This window comes from Barrientosiimonas endolithica, assembly GCF_030296655.1.
GTDB lineage: Bacteria > Actinomycetota > Actinomycetes > Actinomycetales > Dermatophilaceae > Barrientosiimonas > Barrientosiimonas humi.
The window spans coordinates 156439-179504 of the sequence record NZ_AP027735.1; the positions used below are offsets into that span (position 1 = coordinate 156439).

Annotated in this window: 22 protein-coding genes, 2 tRNA genes and 1 other RNA gene; 14 read left to right on the top strand and 11 right to left on the bottom strand. The window is 73.5% G+C overall.

All coding sequences use genetic code 11. The features are described from left to right. The first annotated feature begins 3 nt into the window (after positions 1-3). Positions 4-819: an alpha/beta fold hydrolase gene (locus QUE40_RS00750; RefSeq protein ID WP_289232018.1), complete on the top strand. Its 816-nt coding sequence runs from the start codon at positions 4-6 to the stop codon at positions 817-819. Here QUE40_RS00750 and QUE40_RS00755 read toward each other — a convergent pair. Further along, a complete protein-coding gene (locus tag QUE40_RS00755; RefSeq protein WP_289232019.1) occupies positions 809-2467 on the bottom strand; it encodes a hypothetical protein in 1659 nt (552 codons plus the stop codon). The genes QUE40_RS00750 and QUE40_RS00755 overlap by 11 nt on opposite strands. Before the next feature lie 278 nt (positions 2468-2745). Between QUE40_RS00755 and QUE40_RS00760 the strand changes: the two genes are divergently transcribed. Beyond that, positions 2746-3303: a hypothetical protein gene (locus QUE40_RS00760; RefSeq protein WP_289232020.1), complete on the top strand. Its 558-nt coding sequence runs from the start codon at positions 2746-2748 to the stop codon at positions 3301-3303. A 12-nt stretch (positions 3304-3315) separates the two neighbouring features. Here the strand turns inward: QUE40_RS00760 and QUE40_RS00765 are convergent, their stop codons facing one another. Together QUE40_RS00765 and QUE40_RS00770 are read right to left on the bottom strand one after the other, a co-directional pair. Next, a complete protein-coding gene (locus QUE40_RS00765; protein ID WP_289232021.1) occupies positions 3316-4419 on the bottom strand; it encodes a maleylacetate reductase in 1104 nt (367 codons plus the stop codon). Further along, positions 4409-5281 (bottom strand): dioxygenase family protein, encoded by an 873-nt coding sequence (locus QUE40_RS00770; protein WP_289232022.1) that lies wholly within the window; start codon positions 5279-5281, stop codon positions 4409-4411. Before QUE40_RS00770 ends, QUE40_RS00765 begins: the two co-directional genes overlap by 11 nt. Positions 5282-5541: 260 nt before the next feature. Here QUE40_RS00770 and QUE40_RS00775 point away from each other — a divergent pair, with 260 nt between their 5' ends. The 4 genes from QUE40_RS00775 to QUE40_RS00790 are packed head-to-tail and all read left to right on the top strand — an operon-like array spanning position 5542 to position 8758. Beyond that, positions 5542-6774: a cytochrome P450 gene (locus QUE40_RS00775; RefSeq protein ID WP_289232023.1), complete on the top strand. Its 1233-nt coding sequence runs from the start codon at positions 5542-5544 to the stop codon at positions 6772-6774. A gap of 5 nt (positions 6775-6779) precedes the next feature. Next, positions 6780-7106, top strand: coding sequence for a hypothetical protein (locus QUE40_RS00780; protein ID WP_289232024.1), 327 nt, complete (start codon positions 6780-6782; stop codon positions 7104-7106). Then, complete coding sequence (locus QUE40_RS00785) at positions 7103-7774, top strand: PDR/VanB family oxidoreductase (RefSeq protein ID WP_289232025.1); 672 nt, start codon at positions 7103-7105, stop codon at positions 7772-7774. The genes QUE40_RS00780 and QUE40_RS00785 overlap by 4 nt, the downstream gene beginning before the upstream one ends. Positions 7775-7783: 9 nt before the next feature. Then, complete coding sequence (locus tag QUE40_RS00790) at positions 7784-8758, top strand: helix-turn-helix transcriptional regulator (RefSeq protein WP_289232026.1); 975 nt, start codon at positions 7784-7786, stop codon at positions 8756-8758. A gap of 66 nt (positions 8759-8824) precedes the next feature. On the opposite strand, the gene QUE40_RS00795 is transcribed toward QUE40_RS00790, so the two are convergent. From QUE40_RS00795 to QUE40_RS00815, 5 genes are all read right to left on the bottom strand, one after another. Next, a tRNA-Ser gene (locus QUE40_RS00795) sits at positions 8825-8914 on the bottom strand. Positions 8915-8983: 69 nt separating this feature from the next. Next, complete coding sequence (locus QUE40_RS00800) at positions 8984-10279, bottom strand: lactate 2-monooxygenase (protein WP_350227027.1); 1296 nt, start codon at positions 10277-10279, stop codon at positions 8984-8986. Between the two features lie 40 nt (positions 10280-10319). Then, a complete protein-coding gene (locus QUE40_RS00805; protein ID WP_289232028.1) occupies positions 10320-11210 on the bottom strand; it encodes an ABC transporter substrate-binding protein in 891 nt (296 codons plus the stop codon). Continuing rightward, complete coding sequence (locus QUE40_RS00810; protein WP_142007788.1) at positions 11210-11716, bottom strand: LytR C-terminal domain-containing protein; 507 nt, start codon at positions 11714-11716, stop codon at positions 11210-11212. Before QUE40_RS00810 ends, QUE40_RS00805 begins: the two co-directional genes overlap by 1 nt. Before the next feature lie 17 nt (positions 11717-11733). Then, the gene (locus tag QUE40_RS00815; protein ID WP_142007789.1) at positions 11734-12027 is read right to left on the bottom strand and encodes a type II toxin-antitoxin system VapB family antitoxin; all 294 of its coding nucleotides are present in this window, start codon (positions 12025-12027) and stop codon (positions 11734-11736) included. Between the two features lie 70 nt (positions 12028-12097). Between QUE40_RS00815 and QUE40_RS00820 the strand changes: the two genes are divergently transcribed. The 8 genes from QUE40_RS00820 to QUE40_RS00855 all read left to right on the top strand — a co-directional run bounded on the left by QUE40_RS00820 (position 12098) and on the right by QUE40_RS00855 (position 20110). Next, positions 12098-13693, top strand: coding sequence for a helicase HerA-like domain-containing protein (locus QUE40_RS00820; RefSeq protein ID WP_289232029.1), 1596 nt, complete (start codon positions 12098-12100; stop codon positions 13691-13693). A gap of 132 nt (positions 13694-13825) precedes the next feature. Next, a tRNA-Ser gene (locus tag QUE40_RS00825) sits at positions 13826-13915 on the top strand. A 363-nt stretch (positions 13916-14278) separates the two neighbouring features. Further along, positions 14279-15079: a LytR C-terminal domain-containing protein gene (locus QUE40_RS00830; RefSeq protein WP_142007791.1), complete on the top strand. Its 801-nt coding sequence runs from the start codon at positions 14279-14281 to the stop codon at positions 15077-15079. Positions 15080-15094: 15 nt separating this feature from the next. Further along, positions 15095-15191, top strand: an RNA gene (gene ffs / locus QUE40_RS00835) — signal recognition particle sRNA small type. A gap of 52 nt (positions 15192-15243) precedes the next feature. Further along, positions 15244-18210, top strand: a complete 2967-nt coding sequence (locus QUE40_RS00840) for a DNA polymerase III subunit gamma and tau (RefSeq protein ID WP_289232030.1) — start codon at positions 15244-15246, stop codon at positions 18208-18210. Positions 18211-18231: 21 nt separating this feature from the next. Next, positions 18232-18900: a lysophospholipid acyltransferase family protein gene (locus tag QUE40_RS00845; RefSeq protein WP_142007793.1), complete on the top strand. Its 669-nt coding sequence runs from the start codon at positions 18232-18234 to the stop codon at positions 18898-18900. Between the two features lie 51 nt (positions 18901-18951). After that, positions 18952-19551, top strand: a complete 600-nt coding sequence (recR, locus tag QUE40_RS00850; RefSeq protein ID WP_142007794.1) for a recombination mediator RecR — start codon at positions 18952-18954, stop codon at positions 19549-19551. Continuing rightward, the gene (locus QUE40_RS00855; protein WP_142007795.1) at positions 19544-20110 is read left to right on the top strand and encodes a DUF5063 domain-containing protein; all 567 of its coding nucleotides are present in this window, start codon (positions 19544-19546) and stop codon (positions 20108-20110) included. Before recR ends, QUE40_RS00855 begins: the two co-directional genes overlap by 8 nt. 24 nt (positions 20111-20134) lie before the next feature. Here QUE40_RS00855 and QUE40_RS00860 read toward each other — a convergent pair whose 3' ends face one another. Genes QUE40_RS00860 through QUE40_RS00870 form a run of 3 tightly spaced genes read right to left on the bottom strand, consistent with a single transcriptional unit; the run spans position 20135 to position 23049 of the window. Then, positions 20135-21181, bottom strand: a complete 1047-nt coding sequence (locus tag QUE40_RS00860) for an LLM class flavin-dependent oxidoreductase (protein WP_289232031.1) — start codon at positions 21179-21181, stop codon at positions 20135-20137. Between the two features lie 3 nt (positions 21182-21184). After that, positions 21185-22720: an APC family permease gene (locus tag QUE40_RS00865; protein WP_289232032.1), complete on the bottom strand. Its 1536-nt coding sequence runs from the start codon at positions 22718-22720 to the stop codon at positions 21185-21187. Further along, a complete protein-coding gene (locus tag QUE40_RS00870; protein WP_289232033.1) occupies positions 22717-23049 on the bottom strand; it encodes a hypothetical protein in 333 nt (110 codons plus the stop codon). The genes QUE40_RS00865 and QUE40_RS00870 overlap by 4 nt, the downstream gene beginning before the upstream one ends. Positions 23050-23066: the final 17 nt, after the last annotated feature.

The following is a 23066-nucleotide window of genomic DNA, read 5'->3' on the forward strand; positions in this document are numbered from 1 at the left end:
CTCATGACCACGCTGCACCACACGCGACAGGGGAGCGGCGAGCCCGTCGTGCTGATCCACGGGATCGGCCACCACGGACCCGCCTGGGGCGAGGTGACCGACCTGCTGGCACAGACGAACGACGTCGTCGTCGTCGACCTGCCGGGGCACGGCCGCTCGCCCGCGCCGACCAAGCCCCAGTCGTACGCCGTCGACAGCGTGCTCGACCAGCTCGAGGGGCTGTTCGCCGACCTCGGCCTCGGGCGGCCGCACGTCGTCGGCAACTCCCTCGGCGGCTACTTCGCGCTCGGTCTCGCCGGGCGCGGCTCGGTGGCGACGGCGACCGCGCTGTCGCCCGCGTCGTTCTGGACCGCGCTGGAGCTGTACGGCATCACCGGGCCGCAGCTGCTGACGATGAAGTTCTCGACCTACAGCCCGGAGCCGGTGCTCAAGCTGTTCGCCGACCGCGAGCCGCTGCGCAAGCTCTCGATGGCCTCGCTCTACGCCCACCCCGAGCGGCTCACGCCGGAGCGGGCGCTCGCCGACAGCCTGAACCTGCGGCGCTCGAAGGGGTTCTGGCCGTTCTTCGTGCGCGCCGCGACGCGGCCGCTGAAGCGCGAGACGCCGAAGGTGCCGGTGACGATCGGCTGGGGCGACAAGGACCGGCTGCTCATCCCCAAGCAGGCCCGCCGCGCCGCCGAGAAGCTGCCGACCGCCCGCATCGAGACGCTGCCCGGCTGCGGCCACGTGCCGATGCTCGACGACCCGCAGGCGGTGGTCGACCTGGTGCGCTCGACGATCACGGCGGTCGAGCGCACGCCGGCTGCGGTCACCGCGTGACGAACAGGTAGACCCGCACCGGCGGGCCGTGGCTGCGCGAGACCACGAAGCTGGCCTCGCGGGTGCCGGGGGCCACCGCGATGGTGGGGTCCTCGCTGAGCACCACGTGCACGGCGTTCGGGGGCGCGTTGCGGGTGCGCCTGGCCTGGTCGTCCTCGGGGTTGGGCCACCAGGTGTCGAAGTAGACGGCGCGGTTGCCCGCCACCAGGTCCGCCGTGACCGCCGGGGCGAGGCCGCCGAAGGCGGTCGTGCCGATGCCGCGGACGACGACGGCGCGGTCGGCGGGGTGGTCGGCGAGCACCGCCCGCACCTGCTGCACGGCGGTGCGGCCCGCCACCACGTCGCGGTTGTCCTCGCCCGACGGGCCGCGCTCGAACAGGCTGGTGGGGATCAGCGCGGCCGCGACCAGACCGAGGACCACCGCAGCAACGGCGACGCGCCCGGCATGACGAGTCCTGTTGCGCAGCAACCGGATTCCTGCCCACCCCGCGACTGCGACGGCCATCAGGGCGGCGGGCAGATAGATGTCGAGGTACATCAGCTGCAGCGGCGCATAGCTGCGTGCGCCGAGCAGGAGCACCGCCACGGCCGGCACCAGAGCCACCAGCGCAGCCGCGGTGAGGGCGTCGCGCTCGCGGCGCGGGCGGCGTACGAGCCGGGGCAGGTGCCGCAGGCACAGCGCGCACCCGGCGAGGGCGGTGACCGTGAGCGCCAGCTGCAGCGGCGACGCCGAGACCGGCAGGCCCTGCCGACCGGGGACCGCCATGCGCGCGAGGTTTTCCAGGGCCAGCCCCCAGCCGACGGTGCCGGTGGCCGGCGGCTCGCGCAGCGTGGCCAGCTGGCTGAGGTTGTTCGGGCGATAGGTCAGGGTGTCGACGAGCGGGGGCAGCCAGCAGACGACGGTGAGGCCCGCGGCGACCCAGCCGGGACGCTTCCACACCGGCCGGGTGGGCGCCCGGTGATAGCCGGGCACCGGCCAGACCGACCCGCGCGCCCGGCGCCAGCGCACCAGGCCGACGACCGCGAGCACCGCCGTCAGCAGGCCCATCACGGGCAGGCCGACGATGTGCGCCTGAGCGGCATAGCTGGCGACGACGACATAGACCGGCAGGGCCGCGAGCTGCCCGAGCAGCAGCCGCCAGGCCAGCATGAGAGCGGCCAGCGTGCCGAGGATCGGCGCCCACAGGTTCCACGGGTGCACGAGCAGGTCGCCGAAGTACCGCTCCGTGGTCACGACCAGGACCGCCGCCACGGCGAGGCCCGGAAGCCGCCCGGCGGCCCACGCCGAGTGCAGCACGACGCCGATCAGCGCGACGTTCAGCAGCAGCACCCCCAGCAGCAGGCCCCACGGCTGCCAGCCGCTGAGGGCGTACGCCGGGGCGAGGAGGTAGAACTGCAGCGGCCCTGGGTGGTGGGCGTAGGTCTGGGGGTCGAGCAGGCTGCTGGTCGAGCGCATCCCGAGCAGTGGCGGGTGGGTGCTGAAGACGTCGTGCGTCTTGACCGCGAGCACCGCGTCGTCGCCCTGCGGGACCCACCCGTCGAGGACCAGCCGGGCGGTCCACCAGACCAGCGGCAGCGACAGCAGCGCGGTCGCGAGCAGCCAGGCCCGGTCGGTGAGCCCCTGGCCGCGGTCGAGGTCGCGGCTCACCGACAACCGTCCGGCGCGAGCGCTGATCGCCCTCACGGCACCCCCTCGTGCAGACCGTGCGCCCACCTCCCCGTGGGCATCTGCAATGTAGGGCCGGGCCGGGCGCCGCGCACGCCGATCGGTCAGAGTCGTGACCTGGTCCGACGGGTCACGCACCCCCGCCCTGTCGGACGCAGGATCGGCCGGTTTCGGCTCTCGGTCTGGCGGTGGTGGGCTACTGTCCGCCCATCTCGCCCAGGTGCCGCCGAGCACGGGCACGGCCGTGGAAGAAGGCAGTCATGCGCCGAGCACAGCTGATCGGAGCCGCGGCCGCGCTGTCGTGCGTCGCGGCTCTCGCCGTCTCGCAGCTGCCGCAGCGAGCAGCGGGATGGGCCGGCGGTGGCGCGAGCCAGACGTGCTCGGTCGTGATCGAGGGGACCCCGGGCCGGACGACGCTGGCCGGCGGCGGGAGCCTCACCCAGGTCAGGACGGCGAGCGGCATCGTGATCGCCACCGTCCGGGGCAAGGACGGATCGTCCACGACCTCAGGGGTCGCGGCCGGCGACACGATGGAGATCACGACGGGACCCGAAGGTGTCGGGGGGACGAGGTTGGAGGTCTCGGTCACCTCGACCGGCGACCCCGAGCGGGTCTCGGCGATCGGGCGGTCGCCGGTCGTGTCAGGAATGGCCGGTGGGCTGTCGTACGACGAGGCGGTGAAGCAGTCGGCGGACCTGCGCGCCCCTGGCGAGGACGTCCCGACCAGGGCCGAGGCCGAGGAGGCCCTGCGGCCGGTGGCGGCGCCGGAGCCCGCCGGAAAGCCGAGCGCAGCGGCGCGGCAGTCCGGGACCTGCTAGGCCCCCCGGCGGTCAGGGGCGGGCACCCGCGACCGCCTCGTCCGCCGGGTCGCCGGCCAGCGCGGCCCACAGGATGCGTTGTACGTCCTCCGGCGTGACGTCGCGGGGGTTGACGTACTCACCCCCGGCCACGTCGGGGCCGACGCGGTCGAGGTCGGCGGCGGTGACGCCGAGGTCGGCCAGCGAGCGGGGCGTGCCCCACGACCAGCCGGCCGCCTGGAGAGCCTCGGCGGCCGACTCGGCAGGGCCGCCGAGCGTCTGCGCGACGGCCTCCGCGGCCAGCGGGGCGGCCTGGAGGTTGTACGCCAGCACGTAGGGGATCAGGACGGCGTGCAGCTCGGCGTGCGGCAGGTCGAGCGCTCCACCGAGCCGGTGGCACAGGGCGTGGTGCAGGCCCATCCGGGTGTCCGCGAGCGTGGCGCCGCACAGCCACGCGCCGAACAGCGCCGCGCTGCGCGCCTCGAGGTCGTCCGGGTCGTCCACGACGACCGGCAGGGCCGACAGCAGCGCCCGGATCCCGCCCTGCGCGTGCAGGTCGGTCAGCCGCGTCCGGTCGGGCGCGTAGCTGCCCTCGACGGCGTGGGCGATCGCGTTGAACCCGCTGCTCACCGACGTGCGCACCGGCAGCGACAGGGTCAGGGTGGGGTCGTAGACCACCGACACCGGGCGTACGCGCTCGTCCCGGCCGGTGCGCTTGACCCCGTCCTGGGTGAGCCCCCACACCGGCGTCATCTCCGACCCGGCGTACGTCGTCGGCACCGCCACGATCTTCGTATCCCTCTGCAGCGCAACGGCTTTGGCCAACGCGGTGCTGGAGCTGCCGCCCACCGCGACGACGATGCCGGCGCCGACGCGGTCGACCTCGCGCACGCCCTGCTCGACCGAATCGGGCGGTGCGTGCATCGCCGCGCCGGCGAGCACGGTGGCGCGTCCCGCGGGCAGCAGGTCGGCCGCGCGCTCGGCGAGACCGCGCTGACCGGGCGTGCTCACCACGAGCACCGGACCGTCACCGACCCGGTCGACCTCCTCGGCGAGCAGGTCGAGACTGCCGGGTCCGAACAGCACCCGGCGCACCTCGTCGACGACCTCCATGCGGTCGGGGCGGTCAGGACGCACGGGCGTGCTCCGGGGTCAGCACCAGCTCGATGCGGGCGTGCGGGAACGGCGTCGACAGGCCGTTCCGGGCCGCCTGCTCGCCGTCGTCGTCGGGCACGAACTCCTCGACCAGGTCGGGCGTGGCCGCGAAGACCGCGTCGGAGTCGAGATAGACGCTGCCCGCGACGAACAGGTGCGTCGTCAGCAGGGCGAAGCCCGGCGCGACGACCTGGAAGTGGATGTGGGCCGGACGGTTGGGGTGGCGCCCGGTCGCGGCGAGCAGCTCGCCCACCGGCCCGTCGGTCGGGATGGGGTAGTCGCTCGGCACGACGGTGACGAACCGGAACGACCCGTCGCCTTCGGTCGTGAAAAGCCCTCTGCCCTGGCCGATCTCGTCGCTCTCGCGCTGCACGTCGTAGTTGCCGTCGGTGTCCGACTGCCACGCGTCGACCAGCGCGCCTGCCACGGGTTCGCCGGTGACCGACAGCACCCGGCCGGTGACGAGCGCGCGCTCGCCGGGCACGCCCGCGCTGATGTCGTCGCCCTGCTCGCGCGGCGGCGACTCCACGAGGTGGAACGGCCCGAGGACCGTCTGCGGGGTGCCGCCCGGGGCGGCGTCGGCCTCCAGCTGCTCGACGAGCATCGACAGGCCCAGCACGTCCGACAGCAGCACGAACTCCTGGCGCAGGTCGTCGCAGGCCTGACCGGTGCGGGTGAGGAAGTCGACCACCTGCTCCCACTCCGCGTGCGTCAGGCGCACCTCGCGGGCGTAGTCGTGCAGGTGCTGCACCAGCGGGACCAGCAGCTCGCGCAGCCGGGGGTCGGTGCGCTCGGGGTCGAAGCTGTCCTGCACGCGGGCGGTCAGGTCGGAGTCGTCGGTCACGGGTGGAGCCTCCTGCACTGCGGGGTCGGTGCGCCGGCGTCGGGCCAGCACGCCGAACGTACGACCGGCGCGGGTGCCACGCTCGCCGCGCAGCGCGGCGACGCTCCGGATCGCGCGGTCGATGTGACCTCCGGCACAACGCGCGGCGCGATGCGGCCCGCGCCCGCGCATCGCGGATAGCGGGGGCGGCACCGGCGCCGTACGTTGCCGCGATCTTCGGGCCGAACCTGGCCCGGACCGATCCCACCGCAGGAGCAGCAATGGCCGATCTGACCACGACGACGAGCACGCCGTTCTGGCTCGCCGAGATGAGCAGCAGCGAGCTGGAGGAGCAGCTGACCGCCGACCCCTACGGCCTCTACGCCCGGCTGCGGCGCGACCACCCGATCGTGCGCGTCCCGCAGATGGGGGACGTGTGGTTCGTGACGAGGTACGACGACGTCAAGCAGGTGGGCTCCGACCGCTCCTTCCACGGGGCGTCGGACCTGGCGCACATGACGCTGTTCGAGGAGGGCAACGTGCTGTCGGCCGAGGGGGAGCCGCACCGTGAGCAGCGCGCGTTCATCGACCCGCAGCTGCGCAAGCGCAAGGTGGCGACCTACATCGACGACCTGGTGCGGCCGTACGCCCGGAAGCTGCTGGAGGACCTGCGCCCGGCCGGTCGCGCCGACATCGTCACGGAGTACCTCGAGCCGGTCAGTGTGCGCAGCCTCGGCGACCTGCTCGGGCTGGAGTCGGTCGACAGCCCGACCCTGCAGCGTTGGTTCCACGGGCTGAGCCAGGCGCTGGTCAACAAGTCGATCGACGAGAACGGTGAGCTGGTCAACAAGGCTGCGTTCGAGCACGCCGAGGGGGTCAAGGAGGAGATCCGGGCGACGGTCGGGCCGATCATCGACCGGGTCACCGCGACGCCCGACGAGTCGAGCATGTCGCACTGGGTGCACGACGCGACGAAGGGCAACCCGCGCACGGCCGACCAGCTGTGGCCGACGCTGTACGTCGTGCTCCTCGGCGCGATGCAGGAGCCCGGGCACGGGGCGGCCAACACCCTGCTCGGTCTGTTCCAGAACCCCGACCAGCTCGAGCAGGTGCGCGGCGACCGGAGCCTGCTGCCGCAGGCCATCGAGGAGGGGCTGCGCTGGATCGCGCCGATCGGCATCTTCACCCGGCGCGCGACCGAGCCCACGGTGGTGGCCGGCGAGCCGATCGCCGTCGGCGACATCGTGTTCTGCTCGATGGGCTCGGCCAACCGCGACGAGTCGCGCTGGACCGACCCCGACCGGTTCGACATCGCCCGGCCCCCGCAGCCGCACCTGGCGTTCAGCGCCGGCGCGCACACCTGCGCCGGCAGCCACTTCGGCAAGGCCGTCGAGGAGATCGCTCTGGACGAGCTGTTCGACGCCTTCCCCGACCTGCGCCAGGACGAGGAGCAGGCCGAGTCGGTGCAGGGCTGGTTCTTCCGCGCCGTGCGCGGCCTGCCGGTGCGGTGGTGACGACGATGACCCAGCTGCTGAGCGAGAAGGCCGAGATGACCCAGACGACCGACGCCCCCGAGCAGACCCTGCAGCTGGAGATCGTGGCGGTCGACCGGCTCACCGACGACGTGGTGCAGCTGCGGCTGCGTGCCCCCGACGGGTCGCCGCTGCCGGCCTGGTCGCCGGGTGCCCACCTCGACCTCGTGCTCGAGGGGTCGGGCCGCGGCAGTACTCCCTGTGCTCCGACCCGACCAAGCCGGGGGAGTGGCGGGTCGCGGTGCTGCGCGAGCCCGACGGGAGAGGCGGGTCGGCGTACGTCCATGACCGGCTCGTCCCCGGACGGTCGGTGACCGTGCAGGGCCCGCGCAACCACTTCCGGCTCGTCGAGGCGCCGCACTACACGTTCGTCGCGGGCGGCATCGGCATCACGCCGCTGCTGCCGATGATCCGCCACGCCGAGCGTGCCGGGGTGCCGTGGCGCCTGCACTACGGCGGGCGCACCCGGGCGACGATGGCGTACGTCGACGAGCTGGTCGAGCGCTACGGCGACCGAATCTCGTTGTGCCCGCAGGAGACTCACGGTCTGCTCGATCTCGCCGGCATCCTCGCCGACGCGCCGGAGGGGTCCCGGGTCTACTGCTGCGGGCCGGAGCCGCTGCTGGCCGCGCTGGAGGGGGCGTGCGCCGAGCGCGAGCTGCCCACGCCGCACGTCGAGCGGTTCGCCCCGAAGGACCTCGGCGAGACGCACGACGTCGACTTCGAGGTCGAGCTGGAGAGCACGGGCGAGGTCGTCGCCGTCCCGGCCGGCTGCTCGGTGCTGGAGGCGCTGCGCCAGCACGGGCTGGACGTGCCGTCGTCGTGCCAGGAGGGCACGTGCGGCACCTGCGAGACAGGGGTGCTCGCCGGCACCGTCGACCACCGGGACAGCCTGCTCACGGAGCAGGAGCAGGAGGCGATGGACACGATGTTCATCTGCGTCTCGCGCAGCGCCGGCGAACGCCTGACGCTCGAGCTGTGAGTCCTTAGCATGGCGCCCATCGAGCCGCTGCCCCTCTCGCGCCACCTCCTGAGCCGGACCACCGACCTGGAGGAGTTCGGGGAGCGGCTCAACGCGGTCTACTACCCCGCGCGGCTGCGGGTGCGCGGCCGGCACGGCGGGCCGGCGGTGCTGCACGCGGTGCACGGCCCCGACCTGACCGCGGGCTACGTGCAGCCCGGGCGCGACGTGCAGGTGATCCCGGTGCGGGAGTCGACCACGGCCTTCCACATCAACTTCGCCCACCGTGGGCGGCTGCTCCCGACCACCGGCGACCTGGTCGTGCCCGTGGAGGGCACGGTCGCGTCGGTGCACAACCCCGGCAGCGAGCACGCGCTGCACCACTGGGAGCCGATGACCGGGGTCGTGGGCGTGAAGCTGTCGCAGCGCGTCGTGGAGGAGGAGCTGGAGAAGCTGCTGGGGGCGCCGCTCGAGGCGCCGCTGCGGTTCGAGCCGGTGCTCGACCTGGACAGCGCGGCCGGCCGCGGCTGGCTGGCGCTGGTGCGGCTCATCCTCACCGAGCTGGACGACCCGGCGGTGCTGCGCGACGAGCGCATCCGCGACCACTACGTGCGGACCCTGGCTGTCACGACGCTGACCGTGCAGCCGCAGAATTACAGCGAGGCGCTGCGGACGGGCGGCAGCCCCGCGATGCCGCGCACGCTGCGCAGGGCGGTCGACCACATCGAGCAGCACTTCGCGTCGCCGCTCACCGTGGGCGACATCGCGGCGGCGGGCGGCACCAGCGTGCGGCGGCTGCAGGAGGTGTTCCGCGAGCGCTTCGAGGTCACCCCCATGACCTACCTGCGCAACGTGCGCCTCGACCACGCCCGCGAGCTGCTGCGCGGCGGCCAGACCGAGGTCACCGAGGCCGCGCGGGCCAGCGGCCTGTCGCACCTGGGCCGGTTCGCCGCGGCCTATCAGGAGCGGTTCGGCGAGCTGCCGTCGCAGACCCGCCGCGGCTGACCGCGGCCCGGGTGGACACCCACCCGGAGAACGACGAAGCCCCGGGCGGAACCCGGGGCTTCGTGCTGGCGGTGGCGGAGGGATTTGAACCCTCGGTGGACTTGCGCCCACAAACGCTTTCGAGGCGTTCTCCTTAGGCCGCTCGGACACGCCACCGCCGAAGAGAGTACCTGAGGTGGGGCTGCGCGCCGAATCGGCTGCCCGGGGTGTCGCCGCCGTGGGGCGTCAGGCCGGGCGCGGGTCGGCGCGCACGAGCGTCTCGGCGGTGATCTCGCCGATCGACGTCACGCCCGAGAGCGCCATCGTGAGGTCGAGCTCGGCGCGGAACCCCTCCAGCACCTGCCGTACGCCCTCCGCACCTCCCAGCGCCAGGCCGTACACCCACGGCCGGCCGATGCACACCGCGTCGGCCCCGAGCGCCAAGGCCTTGAAAGCGTCTGCGGCGCAACGGATCCCGCTGTCGAACAGCACGGTGGTGCGGCCGCCGACGCGCTCGACGACAGCCGGCAGGGCATCGAGCGACCCGACCGCGCCGTCGACCTGGCGACCGCCGTGGTTGGACACGATCACCCCGGCCGCGCCGGCCCCGACCGCGAGCTCGGCGTCGTCGGGGTGCTGGATGCCCTTGACCAGCACCGGGAGCGACGTGCGTGACGTCAGCCACTGCAGGTTCTCCCAGGTGAGGTCCTGCCGCGAGAACAGGTCGAGGAAGGTCTCGACGGCGACCCGCGGCTCCAGCGAGCGCAGGTTGTCGACGGTGCGCCCGGGATAGGTCCGCGACAGCGTCGCGAGCGAGCGCACGGCACCCGGCCGGGGCCGCGGCAGCGGCTCGCCCGGCTCGGCCGGCGGGTTCGCGACCCGCTCGGCCACCCGCTCGCGGAAGACCGGGTCGGCGGTGTACTGCGCGATCCCCATGCCGCGCGCGAACGGCAGGTAGCCGAGGTCGAGGTCCTGCGTGCGCCAGCCGAGCAGCGTGGTGTCGAGCGTCACGACGATCGCCGAGCACCCGGCTCGCTCGGCCCGCCGCACGAAGCTCTCGACGAGCGCGTCGTCGCTGGACCAGTACAGCTGGTACCACCGCTCGTGGTCGCCCAGCTCCGCCGCGATCTGCTCGGTGCTGGCCGACGCCTGCGTCGAGACGATCATCGGCACCCCGGCGTCGCGGGCCCCGCGCGCGACGGCGAGGTCGTGCTCGCCGTGCACCATCTCGGCCACCCCGATGGGGCAGGTGAGGAAGGGTGACGGCAGCCGGCGCCCGAACAGCTCCACCGACTGGTCGCGCTCCCGGGTGTCGCGCATCATCCGCGGCACGATGCGCCACCGGTCGAACGCAGCCCGGTTCGCGCGCATGGTGTCGCCGTTGCCCGCGCCGCCGTCGACGTACGCCCTCGCGGTGGTGCTCATCGCCCGAACCGCCTTCTCCCGCAAGCGATCCGGGCTGAACGGGACGCCCGGTCGGTGCCCGAGGACCCCGCGCCGGTAGATGCGCGACTGCGCGTTGCGGCCGATGGATTCGCTCATGCCGGCCATCCAACCGGACCGGCGGCGGGGATGGGTGGGGCTAGCGAATCCGCTTGGCGATCAACGGATCCGGCTCGCCCAGGTCGGGGTGCAGGATCCGCGCGAGGGCCTCGACGCCGTCGGCGAGGCGCGGCCCGGGGCGGGCGAACGAGGCGTTGGCGTCGACCGCCCAGACCGGCACGTCGGGCGGCAGGTCGTCACCGGACAGCAGCTCGTCGGTGAGGGCGCTGGCCCGCGGCAGGTCGAACCCGCACGGGGCGACGACGATCGCCTCGGGCTCCGCCGCGGCCACGCTGCGCCAGCTGGTCGGGCGCGACCGGGCGCCCGCCTCGCCGAGCACGCTGCGCCCGCCCGCGACCGAGACCATCTCGGGCACCCAGTGGCCGGGGGCGTACGGCGGCTCGGTCCACTCCAGCACCATGCAGCCCGGCCGGCGCCGGCCGGCCACCGACTCGGCGACGGCGGCGGTGCGGGTGCGCAGCGCAGCGGTGAGCCGCTCGCCCTCGGAGCGCCGCCCCGCGGCGGCGGCGATGGTCGTCACCGACTCCCACACCTCGTCGAGGCGGTGCGGGTCGGCGGTCAGCACGTCGGCGGTGCAGCCGAGGAAGTCGAGCGCGTCGTGCACCTCCTCGACGTCGACCGCGCACACCGCGCACAGGTCCTGGGTGACCACCAGGTCGGCGGCGAGGCCGCGCAGCGCGGACCGGTCGAGGCGGTAGATGTCCTCACCGGCTCCGATGAGCCGGCGCACGGCCGCGTCGATCTCGGCCGGCGTGAGCCCCTCGGGCAGCGCGGAGGTGGACACGATGCGCGCGGCCTCGCGGGCGTGCGGCGGGCTGTCGCACTCGAAGGTCACGCCGACGACCTGCTCCCCGGCGCCGACGGCGTGCAGGATCTCGGTGGCCGAGGGGAGCAGGGAGACGATGCGCATCAGCAGCTCGCGCTGGGGGTCGGGGTCGCCGAGCGGCTCGGCACGGTCGGGAACTGCTCGCCGATCGCGACGTCGACGCTGGTGCCGGTGCGCCCGTCCTGGGTCATCGTCGCGCCGGGCAGCAGCGGCTTGAGGAACCGCTCGGCGTACGCCTGGCCGGCCGTGCCGTAACGGATCTCGCCGACGCCGGACAGCTTCTTCTTGTACGGGTCGTTGCCGACGGCGCCGACGGTGAAGTCGCGCGACTTCAGCGCGTCGGAGAAGTTGTCGGCCTCGCCCGAGCGGGTCGAGGAGTTGTAGACGTTGACGGTGAACCGCGACTCCGGCGGGGTCGTCGTCGGCGACGGGGTGCAGGTGGGGCTCGCCTCGGTGCTGCCGCCGCCGGCCATGCCGGTCCAGTAGGCGAGGGCGTACGCGAAGCCGCCCAGCACCAGCAGCGCCGCGACGATCAGCACCGTCACCGAGCGTCGTCGGCGACGCCGCCGCGCCCGCTCCAGCCCCGACATCGGGGGACGTCCGTGGCTCACAGCGCCAGCACCCGTGCGTGGATGACCGGCCGCTGCTCCAGGGCCGCGCGCAGCGCGCGGTGCAGACCGTCCTCGAGGTAGAGGTCGCCCTGCCACTCCACGACGTGGGCGAACAGGTCGCCGAAGAAGGTGGAGTCCTCGTCGAGCACCCGGTCCAGGTCGAGGGTGCGCTTGGTCGTGATCAGCTCGTCCAGGCGGACCATCCGCGGCGCGACGGGGCTCCAGTCGCGCGGGGTCGTTCGACCGTGGTCGGGGTACGGGCGCCCCTCGCCGACAGCCTTGAAGATCACGGCGGCCACTGTAGTTGGCGCTCCCGTGCGCACGCCCCGTGCCGCGCGTAGTGGCGGCTATCGTCGCCCTGTGACCGACGCGAGCAGCCAACTCGAGCAGATCAAGACCGGCTACACGTTCGAGGGCGGTGCGCTGACCCTCGGGGCGGCGGTCGTCGACGGGACGGCCGACGCCAGCGCGCAGGTACGCCTGCCGCTGGCCTCGATGAACCGGCACGGCCTGGTGGCCGGCGCCACCGGCACCGGCAAGACCAAGACGCTCCAACTCATGGCCGAGCAGCTCGCCGGGCAGGGCGTGCCGGTCTTCCTCGCCGACATCAAGGGCGACCTCTCGGGCCTGGCCACGGCCGGGGAGGGCAACGACAAGGTCTCGGCCCGCGCGAAGGAGGTCGGGCAGGACTGGGCGCCGACGGCGTACCCCGTGGAGTTCTTGTCGCTCGGCGGCCAGGGAAAGGGCGTCCCGATCCGGGCGACCATCACCTCCTTCGGCCCCACGCTGCTGAGCAAGGTGCTCGGCCTCAACGCCACCCAGGAGTCCAGCCTCGGCCTGGTGTTCCACTACGCCGACAAGAACGGCCTGGCGCTGCTGGACCTGAAGGACCTGCGCGCCGTCGTGCAGTTCCTCACCTCCGACGAGGGCAAGGCCGACCTGAAGGCCCTCGGCGGCCTGTCCAGCGCGACCGCCGGCGTGATCCTGCGCCAGCTCATCGCGTTCGCCGACCAGGGCGCCGACGCGTTCTTCGGCGAGCCGGAGTTCGACACCGCCGACCTGCTGCGCACCGGGCCCGACGGCAAGGGCGTGATCTCCTGCCTGGAGCTGCCGGCGGTCAAGGACAAGCCGCAGCTGTTCTCCACCTTCCTCATGTGGCTGCTCGCCGACCTGTTCGACGACCTGCCCGAGGTCGGCGACCCCGAGAAGCCCAAGCTGGTGTTCTTCTTCGACGAGGCGCACCTGCTGTTCAAGGACGCCTCCAAGCCGTTCCTGGACTCCATCGAGCAGACCGTGCGGCTCATCCGCTCCAAGGGCGTCGGCGTCTTCTTCGTCACCCAGACGCCCAAGGACGTGCCCGAGGGGGTGCTGGCTCAGCTCGGCAACCGGGTGCAGCACGCGCTGCGCGCGTTCACCCCCGACGACGCCAAGGCGCTCAAGGCGACCGTGCGCACCTACCCCACGACGGCGTACGACCTCGAGAAGCTGCTCACCGAGCTCGGCACCGGCGAGGCCGTGGTCACCGTCCTGTCCGAGGAGGGTGCGCCCACCCCGGTCGCGTGGACGCGGATGATCGCGCCGCAGTCGCTCATGGCGCCCTCGCCCGAGGCGACGGTCGACGCGGCGATCGCCGCCTCGCCGCTGGCGCCGAAGTACGCGCAGCCGCTGGACCGTGAGTCGGCGTACGAGAAGCTCGCCGGCAAGCTCGGTGGCGCGGCGGGGCAGGGGGCGCAGGCCGGGAAGCAGGCGGCGTCGGCGGACGGTGCGCCGGCGGGGCAGGGTGCGCCGGCCCCGGGCGGGCAGCCGCCCGCCGAGCCGGCCAAGGCGGACGACCCGGGCCTGGTCGAGCAGGTGGTGAAGTCCAGCGCGTTCCGCTCGGCGCTGCGCTCGGCCGGCACCGTCATCGGCCGCGAGATCACCCGCAGCATCTTCGGCACCGCGAAGCGCCGCCGCTGAACCGGCTCTGCCACCGAGTGGTCACACGTTGCGGGTGCTCGCCCCCGGGCACCAGCGACACGTGACCACTCAGCGCGTGCGGGCGCACGATTTAGAGCCGCGCCCCTCCCTCGGGTAGCCTGTCCGCCGCCTGGAGGATTCGCATAGTGGCCTAGTGCGCACGATTGGAAATCGTGTTGGGGATGAAACCCCTCGCGGGTTCAAATCCCGCATCCTCCGCCAGACGATCCGCCCCCGGGAGCTTGCGACCGGGGGCGTTGTCGTCTGGCGAGAGGTGCGGGATGCCGGGAGGAGCGGCTCGCCCGAGCGAGGGACGAGCGCGGGAGACCGCGACGGTTCCCGCATCCTCCGCCAGACGATCCGCCCCCGGGAGCTTGCGACCGGGGGCGTTGTCGTCTCGCTTTCCCGAGAGGGAGCCGGACGCCCGCGTCCACGCACGGAAACCTGTGTTGTCGCGCACAGGTCGGCGTGGCAACCTGCAGGCCCGAGCACTCGTCACACAATCGTGACTGGCGGCTCATCACGATGTTGCCGATCGGGGTCACACTGGAGACCGGTTCGACGCGACAGACAGGGTTGAGGGACATGCAGGGCGGTCTGCGCAAGATCACGCCGCTGGTGGGAGCGGTGCTCGCGGCGTCGTTGCTCGCCGGGTGCGGCGGCAGCGCCGAGGGCCGTCAGCCGACCCCGACCAAGACCTGCCCGGCCGAGGTGCCGGCGCCCACCGCCAAGATCGCGCCGAGCACGATCTATCTCAACGTCGTCAACGCCAGCTCCAAGGGCGGCCTCGCCGCGCAGACCTCGAAGCTCCTCGGCTGGCGCGGCTTCAAGGTGCTCGAGGTCTCCAACCAGTCGGTGATGGACGACCGCCCGGCGCCCAAGGCCGCCGAGATCCGCTACGGCAAGAGCGGCCGGCAGATCGCCCTCACCGTCGCCACCCAGGTGCAGAACCCGGTGCTGGTCGAGGACGACCGCACCGACCCCACGGTCGACCTGGTGCTCGGCGACTCGTTCGCGCTGGTGCCGGTCCCGCCGCCGCCGCCCTCGCAGGTGAAGGTCAACGTCTACAACACGACCTACCGCTCGGGGCTGTCCGGCGAGGTGTCCAAGCAGCTCGAGGCGCGCGGCTTCACGGTGCTGAGCAACGGCAACGACCCGAGCAAGAGCTTCCTGCCCGACGACGTGGCGCTCATCCGGCACGGCGAGCGCGGCGAGCCCAACGCGCGGCGGGTGGCGCTGCAGTTCAAGGGCGCCCGCCTGGTGCAGGACGGCCGCGAGGGCACCGACGTCGACGTCGCCCTCGGCAACAAGTACTCCCAGCTGGTGCCCGAGGCCCAGGCCACCCCGCCGCCGACCCCGAAGCCGAGTCGTCCGCCCGGCTGCTGAGGACGTACAGTAGGCGCCGGCCCCTCACGTGGCGGTACCTCTCCGAACTCCCCCAGGGCAGGAATGCAGCAAGGGTAGGTGAGCTCTTCCGGGTGCGTGGGGGTCCTTGCGTGCCTGTGGACCGGCACGGGACGGGTGTCACCGCGCCCGGTTATCGTCCTTGCGTGAGCACCGCCCTCTATCGCCGCTACCGCCCCGAGACGTTCCAGGACGTCATCGGCCAGGAGCACGTCACCGAGCCGCTGATGCAGGCGCTGCGGTCGGGCCGCATCGGCCACGCCTACCTGTTCAGCGGCCCGCGCGGGTGCGGCAAGACGACCAGCGCGCGCATCCTGGCGCGCTGCCTCAACTGTGCGAAGGGGCCGACGCCGACCCCGTGCGGCGAGTGCGAGTCGTGCGTAGCGCTGGCGCGCGGCGGGTCGGGGTCGGTCGACGTCATCGAGATCGACGCGGCCAGCCACGGCGGTGTCGACGACGCGCGTGACCTGCGCGAGCGGGCGTCCTACGGCCCGGCGCAGAGCCGCTACAAGATCTACATCATCGACGAGGCCCACATGGTCACGCCGCAGGGCTTCAACGCCCTGCTCAAGATCGTCGAGGAGCCGCCCGAGCACGTGAAGTTCGTCTTCGCGACGACCGAGCCCGAGAAGGTCATCGGGACGATCCGCTCGCGCACCCACCACTACCCGTTCCGGCTGCTGCCGCCCGGTCTGCTCGGCGACTACCTGCAGACCCTCTGCGACGCGGAGGGCGTGCCGGTCGAGCCGGGCGTGCTGTCGTTCGTCACGCGCGCCGGCGGCGGCTCCGCGCGTGACTCGCTGTCGGTGCTCGACCAGCTCATCGCCGGGTCGGGCGAGGAGGGGCTGACGTACGCCGGCGCGGCCGCGCTGCTCGGCTTCACCGACGGTGAGCTGCTCGACGCGATCATCGACGCCTTCGCCGCCCACGACGCCGCGGCGGTGTTCCGGCAGATCGACAAGGTCGTCGAGTCGGGTCACGACCCGCGCCGGTTCGTCGAGGACCTGCTGGAGCGGCTGCGCGACCTGATCGTCGTCTCGGCGGTGGCCGACGGCGCGGCCCAGGTGCTGCGGCACGTGCCCGAGGACCAGCTGGAGCGCATGCGGCAGCAGGCCGCGGCGTTCGGCCCCGGCACGCTGTCCCGCGCGGCCGACATCGCCAACGCCGGCCTCACCGAGATGACCGGCGCGACCGCGCCCCGCCTGCAGCTGGAGCTCATCGCGGCCCGCATCCTGCTCCCCGCCGCCTCCGGCGAGCAGGGGTACGCCGCCCGCCTGGACCGCCTCGAGCGCCGCCTGGACCTGGGTGGTGGGGATCAGCCGCAGGCTGGTCGGGGAGGCGGCGAGGAACGAGCCGTTGGCGATCACGCTGGTCGAGTAGGCGGCGAGGAACGAGCCGCCGTATCGAGACCACCGGCGCCGGGACGGACCGAGTCCGGCGAGGACGTACGTCGGGAGTCGGGTGCGCAGGCACCCTCGCCCGAGCCGGGTGGCTGGCCGGACGACGGGCCGGTCGAGCCCGCCGCGTCCGAGCGCCCTTCGCCGCCGGACCGCGCGCAGCTGGATCGCGAGGCGGCCTCAGGCCGACCGGGCGAGCCGGCCCAGGGGCAGGGGTGCCCCGCCTCCGACGAGCAGGGGCCGAGCGGGACCTCCAGCGATGCCTCCCGGTCGCCGGAGCCGAGCGCACCGACCGGGTCGGGCGGCCCGGGCGGTCAGGGGGACTCGGGTGGCCGGGGCGACTCGGCCTCGGCAGAGCCGGCCCCGGCCGCCGCGCCGCAGCGGACCCCGGGCTCGATCGACACCGACGCGATCCGCCGGGCCTGGCCCGACGTGCTCGACCGGATCTTCAAGATCAAGCGGGTCACCTGGACGCTGCTGAGCCAGCACGCCCAGGTGCTCGACTACGACGGCCAGCGGCTGCTGCTCGGCACCAGCACCCAGGGCCTCACCGACGCCTTCCGGCGCGGGCAGCACCCGGAGGTGGTGCGGCAGGCGCTGATCGAGGGCATCGGGGTCGACTGCCGCATCGAGGTGACCGTGCACGACGGTCCGCCGCCGCAGGGGCGCCCGGCCCCGGGTGACGGCGGACCTAGCGGCGGCTTCGGTGGCGGCCCCGAGCAGCCGTGGGGCGGTGGCAACCAGGGTGGTGGCAGCCCGGGCGGCGGGCCGCACGGTGGCGGTGGCGCCCCGGGCGGTCCCGACCAGGGCGGTAGCGGACCGTCGGCCGGCGGCTCCGCGCCCTCCGGGGCGCAGGGTCGCTCAGGCCCGGGCGGTGGTCCGGCCGGCCCGAATGCTGGTCCAGCCGCTGGCGGCCGAGGCGGTGGTCCGGCCGGCCCGAACGATGGTCCCGGCGCTGGCGGCCGGGGCGGCGGTCCCGGTGCGGCCGGCGGTGGCCCGGGTGGTCCGCAGCCGCCGCGCCAGGCGCCCGCCCCCGGTGGTTGGGACGCCGACTCCCGCGACAGCTGGAGCTCTCCGTCAGCCGCGCCGCCCGCGTGGGCGACCGACGAGGGCGACGGCGCAGGCGACGCTGCGGCCGGTCGGCCCGGCGACGGTCCGGGCGCCGCGAGCTCCGGCGGCCTGAGCTCCGGCGCGCCGGGCCGCCCAGGCGACGCCTCGGCACCCGGTGCACCGGGCGGCCCCGAGCAGGGCGGTTCCGCCGGCGGGCCGTCGGCTCCTGCACCGGCATCGCCGACCACCGGCCCGTCGATGGCCGAGACCGCGCGCCGGGAGGACGTGCAGCCTGCGCCCGCGCCGCCGGGAGCCTCGCCCGAGACGACCCGCACCCGGCCCCCGCAGCCCGACGACGACGCGGGGCCCGACGGCCCCGGCCCGGCGTCCGGCTCCCCGGCACCCGCGCCAGGTGCGCAGCCCACGCCAGGTGCGCAGCCCACACCGGGTGCGCAGCCCGACGCCGCCTCGCAGCCCTCGCCGCGCCGCCGGGCCGAGGCGGCCGCCAAGGCCCAGGCCGCGGCGGCGGCCGACCCGCGTCGGCCCGGCGCCGACGACAGCGCCGCCACCTACGACGACGAGAGCGTCGAGGACGCGGGTGCGGTGGGCGTACCCGTCATCCAGAGCGTCCTCGGCGGAACGGTCATTGCCGAGGAAGAGGACTGAGCGCCGCACTATCGTGAGTCCGTGCTCTACCTGACCTCCCGCAAGGTGCTCGCCCCGTCCTTGCGCGCGGTCTGGCGGCCCACCGTCGAAGGCACCCGCAACGTGCCGCGCACCGGCGGCGTGATCCTCGCGAGCAACCACCTGTCGTTCGTCGACAGCATCGTCATCCCCGCGTGCGCGCCGCGGCAGGTGTTCTTCCTGGCCAAGGCCGACTACTTCACCGGCACCGGGCTCAAGGGCGCCGCGATGCGTGCCTGGATGACCTCGATGGGCATGATCCCCGTCGAGCGCGACGACACCCGCGCCGCGCAGCGCTCGCTCGAGATCGCCCTGGAGGTGCTCAGCGAGGGCAAGGCGTTCGGCATCTACCCCGAGGGCACCCGCTCGCGCGACGGCCGGCTCTACCGCGGCCGCACGGGCGTCGCCTACCTCGCGCTCGAGGCCGGCGTGCCGGTCGTCCCCGTCGGGCTGCAGGGCACCCAGGACATCCAGCCGGTCGGATCCAACCGATTCCAGCGCGCCCACGCCACGGTCCGGTTCGGCGAACCGATGCACTTCACCGAGGCGTACGCCGGCGTCCCCGCCGGGCGGGCCCGGCGCGAGGTCACCGACCAGGTCATGGCGGCCATCCACGAGCTGACCGGGCAGCCGCTCGCCGACGGCTACAACGAGCACCCTCCCGCGCAGTGACCGCCCGCGCCGCGACGGCGAGCGTCGGCCCGAGGACGTAGGCTCGGGGCCGTGTACGAAGGCGTGGTCCAGGACCTCATCGACGAGCTGACCCGGCTGCCCGGCATCGGGCCGCGCGGTGCCCAGCGCATCGCCTTCCACCTGCTGCAGGCCGACCGCGACGACGTGCAGCGGCTCACCGAGGTGCTCACCGTCGTGCGCGAGAAGGTGCGCTTCTGCGAGCTGTGCTTCAACGTGGCCGAGGGCGAGCGCTGCCGCATCTGCCTCGACCCGCAGCGGGGCGACACCCAGCTGTGCGTGGTCGAGGACCCCAAGGACGTCAACGCGATCGAGCGCACCCACGAGTTCAAGGGCCGCTACCACGTGCTCGGCGGCGCGATCAGCCCGATCGACGGCGTGGGCCCCGACGACCTGCGCATCACCGAGCTGGTGTCGCGGCTGTCCGACGGGCGCATCACCGAGCTGATCATCGCGACCAACCCGAACCTGACGGGAGAGGCGACGGCGTCGTACCTCAACCGCCTGGTCGGGCCGATGGGGCTCACCGTGAGCCGGCTCGCGTCGGGCCTGCCGGTGGGCGGTGACCTGGAGTACGCCGACGAGGTGACCCTCGGGCGGGCGTTCGAAGGAAGGCGGATGATGCATGCCTGAGCAGCAGCCCGACGACCTCGGGGCGCTGGCCGCCGAGACCGCGGCCGACGTGCGCAGCTTCACCGCCGCGGTGCGTGAGCTCGCCGCGGGCGCAGCCCCCGACACGGCGATCCCGCTGCTCCTGCTGCTGGTCGCCCAGCTGCAGGTGACCGGCGCGCGGCTCGGCGCGATCCAGGACGTCGTGCCCGACGAGCGGTTCGAGCCCGACCCCGGCCCGGAGTCCGACCAGGACGCGCTGCGGGTGTCCCTGGCCAACCTGCTCGAGGGCATCGACGACTACTCCGACGTCGTCGACCCGCTCACCTCGCTGGAGCTGTCGCGCGCGGCGCTGTCCGACGACCTCGCCACGATCGTCGCGAGCCTCGAGCACGGCCTCGCCCACCACGACCGCGGCCGCCCGGTCGAGGCGATGTGGTGGTGGCAGTTCGGCTACCTGTCCGACTGGGGCACTCGGTCCTCGGCCGCGCTGCGCGTGCTGCAGACGATCCTCGGCCACCTGCGCCTCGACGCCGACGAGGACACCGTCGCCGAGGCGGAGTTCGACGCCCTGCACCCCTGACCGCCGGGACGGCCGAGCCGCGCGTCAGGCGAACTCCGGCATGACCTGCTCGGCCACCATCCGCAGCTGCGTGTCGACGTCGGCGACGCCGTCGATGTCGCGGCCCATGAAGGTCTTCACCAGGGTGGCGTCGGTGACGGCCAGGATCGCGTGGTTCACGCCCGCCGACTCGATGACCTTCAGCTTCTCGACGCACTCCTTCGGGCTGCCGGCGACCGACAGGGTCTCGCCGATCTCGGGGGTGGTCGCGTCGATCGAGCCGGCCAGGTCACCGGCGCCGAGGCGCTCGACGATCGGCTTCATCGCGGCCGGGTCGATGCCGTTGCGCTGCAGCTGCTCGTCGGGCATCGAGGAGGCGTAGAGCCCGACCATCGAGCGCGCGGCGTCCTTGGCGATCGCGGAGTCGTCGCCGGTCGCGAACACCACCCACGCGCCGATGTCGAGGTCCTGCACGTTCTTGCCGGCCCGCTCGGCCCCGATGGTCATGTGCTCGACCATGTAGTCGTAGGCCTCCTTGGTGTAGGACAGCGCGTGGTGGCAGCCGTCGGAGAACTCGGCCGCGGCCTCGAACGACTTCGGCCCGCGCATCGCGCCCATCTTCACCGGCACCCGCTCGGCCACCGGCCGGGCGAAGGTGAACAGGCCCTCGTAGTCGTAGAACTCCCCGTCGTACGTGATCGCGCCCTCGTCGAGGAGCGTCCGGATCACGTGCACGGCCTCCTTCACCCGGGTCAGCGGCTTCTGCTTGGACCAGTCCATGCCGTACTGCGCGAGCAGGCCGAAGTTGCCCGAGGACAGCACGACCTCGGCGCGCCCGCCGGTGAGCTCGTCGAGCGTGGCGGTGGCCTGCGCGATGAGGCTCGGCTCGCGCAGCACCACCGACGACACCGACGGCCCCATGCGGATGTTCTCGGTCTGCGCCGCGGCCGCCGCGAACAGCAGCCACAGGTCCTTGTGCCAGGTCTCGTCGGCGGCGTAGACGGCGTGGAAGCCGAGCTCGTCGGCGAGCTTGATCGAGGCGAGGGAGTCGGTGAGCGGGTAGTCGGGCAGCATCACGTAGCTGAACTTCATCGGTCAGTCCTTCGTGGGTGGGGTGGGTGGTGCCGTGCCCGCGGCGACGCGGGCGCTCGCGGTGGGGATGGCGTCGCCCGCGGGGGCGTCGCTGCGCAGGTCGGGCCGGCCGAGGAACAGGTAGAGCAGGCCGAGCCCGACGACGACGGCGGCGCCGAGCGCCACCACGTAGTTGTCGTACCAGGCGACGTCGGGCGTGCGCGGCCAGGCGATGTTGAGCATCGCGAGCACGCCGTACGCCAGTGCCAGCGCGTTGATCGGCAGCCCCCAGGCGCCGAGCCGGAACGGTCCGGACGGCTGCCAGCCGCGCAGCCGGGCGTGCAGCGCGGCCAGCACGACCATCTGGAAACCGAGGTAGATGCCCAGGGTCGCGAACGAGATGATCTTGGTCAGCGCGTCGGTCGACAGCGCCGACGTCAGCACGATCACCGCGGGCACCAGCGTCGCGACGACCATGGCGTAGGGCGGCACGTGCTGGCGCGGGAGGAACCGGCGCAGCACCGACGAGCCGACGATCATGCCGTCGCGGGCGTAGGAGTACATCAGCCGGCTGGCGGCGGCCATCAGGCTGAGCACGCAGGACAGGAACGACAGCAGCACCACGGCGAGCACGACGCGGGTGCCGGTGACGCCGAACGCCTGGTTGAGGATCGAGGTGACCGGGTCGGGGTCGTCCCCGCCGATGACGGCGGCGTAGTCCTCGACCGCGAGGATCAGCGACAGGCAGACGAACATCGCCGCGGCGCCACCGACGTAGATCGTCATCCGCATCGCCTTGGGGATGCGGCGGGTCGGGTCGGGCACCTCCTCGGCCACGTCGCCGCACGCCTCGAACCCGTAGTACTGGAAGATCCCGATGAGGCCGGCGGCGAGGAACGCCGACAGGTAGGAGCCCTCCGAGCCGGCGCCGAAGCTGTCGAACAGCACGCCGAGGCCGTGGTGCCGCTCGCTGAGCAGCAGCCAGCCGCCCACCACCAGCGCCCCGAGCAGCTCGGCGGAGAAGCCGATGATCGCGGCGTACCCCAGCCACCGGGTGCCCATCATGTTGATGGCGAAGGCGAGCGCGAGCAGGATCAGCGCGCAGGTGATGGTGGTGCCGGTGCCGGGCGTGAAGTCGAGCAGCTGCCCGAGGTAGGGCCCGGCGCCGTAGGCGACGCCGGCGATCGTGGCGAGCAGCGCGAACATGTAGACCCACCCGGTCAACCACGCCCAGCGCCTGCCCCACAGCCGCCTCGCCCACGGGTAGACGCCGCCGGCGACGGGGTACTGCGAGACGATCTCGCCGAAGATCAGCGCGACGAGGAACTGCCCGACGCCGACGATGACCAGCGACCAGAACATCGGCGGCCCGCCGGTGGCGAGCGACACCGCGAACAGCGTGTAGATGCCGACGACGGGGGACAGGTAGGTGAAGCCGAGGGCGAAGTTGGCCCACGGCGACATCTCGCGCCGGAACTCCGAGGTGTAGCCGAGCCGCGCGAGCGCGGCGTCGTCGCTCTCCTGCTCGGACGCCGAGGGGTCGGCGGTGCGGTCGGTCACGACGGGCGTACGCCGTCGTCGGGCTGGTCGGTCGAGCTCGCCTCGACCTCGTCGAGCAGCTCGGACCCGGTGACGACCCGGTCGGCGAAGTGCCGGTGCATCCAGGCCAGGTGGTCGTGCCGGGCGTTCATGATGCGCAGCGAGTCCCAGTTGGGGAACTCCTGCTGCAGCACCCAGCGCTCCATCAGCCGCGGGTCGACCTCGAACAGGTCCTCGTAGGTCGTCACGGCCACGTCGCTGACCGCGCGGGCGGGCGGCGGGGTCACCTGCTCGGCGCGCACGTAGCGCCCCGGGGTGGGGACCGGGCCGGTGGGGGTCTCCTCGGTCATCGCGCTCTCCTCTCGAT

Coding starts and splice junctions, on each gene's coding strand:
- QUE40_RS00760 (WP_289232020.1), top strand. CDS start 2,746: ATGCGCCGAGCACAGCTGATCGGAGCCGCGGCCGCGCTGTCGTGCGTC.
- QUE40_RS00870 (WP_289232033.1), bottom strand. CDS start 23,049: ATGACCGAGGAGACCCCCACCGGCCCGGTCCCCACCCCGGGGCGCTAC.
- QUE40_RS00860 (WP_289232031.1), bottom strand. CDS start 21,181: ATGAAGTTCAGCTACGTGATGCTGCCCGACTACCCGCTCACCGACTCC.
- QUE40_RS00855 (WP_142007795.1), top strand. CDS start 19,544: ATGCCTGAGCAGCAGCCCGACGACCTCGGGGCGCTGGCCGCCGAGACC.
- QUE40_RS00750 (WP_289232018.1), top strand. CDS start 4: ATGACCACGCTGCACCACACGCGACAGGGGAGCGGCGAGCCCGTCGTG.
- QUE40_RS00800 (WP_350227027.1), bottom strand. CDS start 10,279: ATGAGCGAATCCATCGGCCGCAACGCGCAGTCGCGCATCTACCGGCGC.
- QUE40_RS00775 (WP_289232023.1), top strand. CDS start 5,542: ATGGCCGATCTGACCACGACGACGAGCACGCCGTTCTGGCTCGCCGAG.
- QUE40_RS00830 (WP_142007791.1), top strand. CDS start 14,279: ATGCAGGGCGGTCTGCGCAAGATCACGCCGCTGGTGGGAGCGGTGCTC.
- QUE40_RS00805 (WP_289232028.1), bottom strand. CDS start 11,210: ATGCGCATCGTCTCCCTGCTCCCCTCGGCCACCGAGATCCTGCACGCC.
- QUE40_RS00810 (WP_142007788.1), bottom strand. CDS start 11,716: ATGTCGGGGCTGGAGCGGGCGCGGCGGCGTCGCCGACGACGCTCGGTG.
- QUE40_RS00790 (WP_289232026.1), top strand. CDS start 7,784: ATGGCGCCCATCGAGCCGCTGCCCCTCTCGCGCCACCTCCTGAGCCGG.
- QUE40_RS00780 (WP_289232024.1), top strand. CDS start 6,780: ATGACCCAGCTGCTGAGCGAGAAGGCCGAGATGACCCAGACGACCGAC.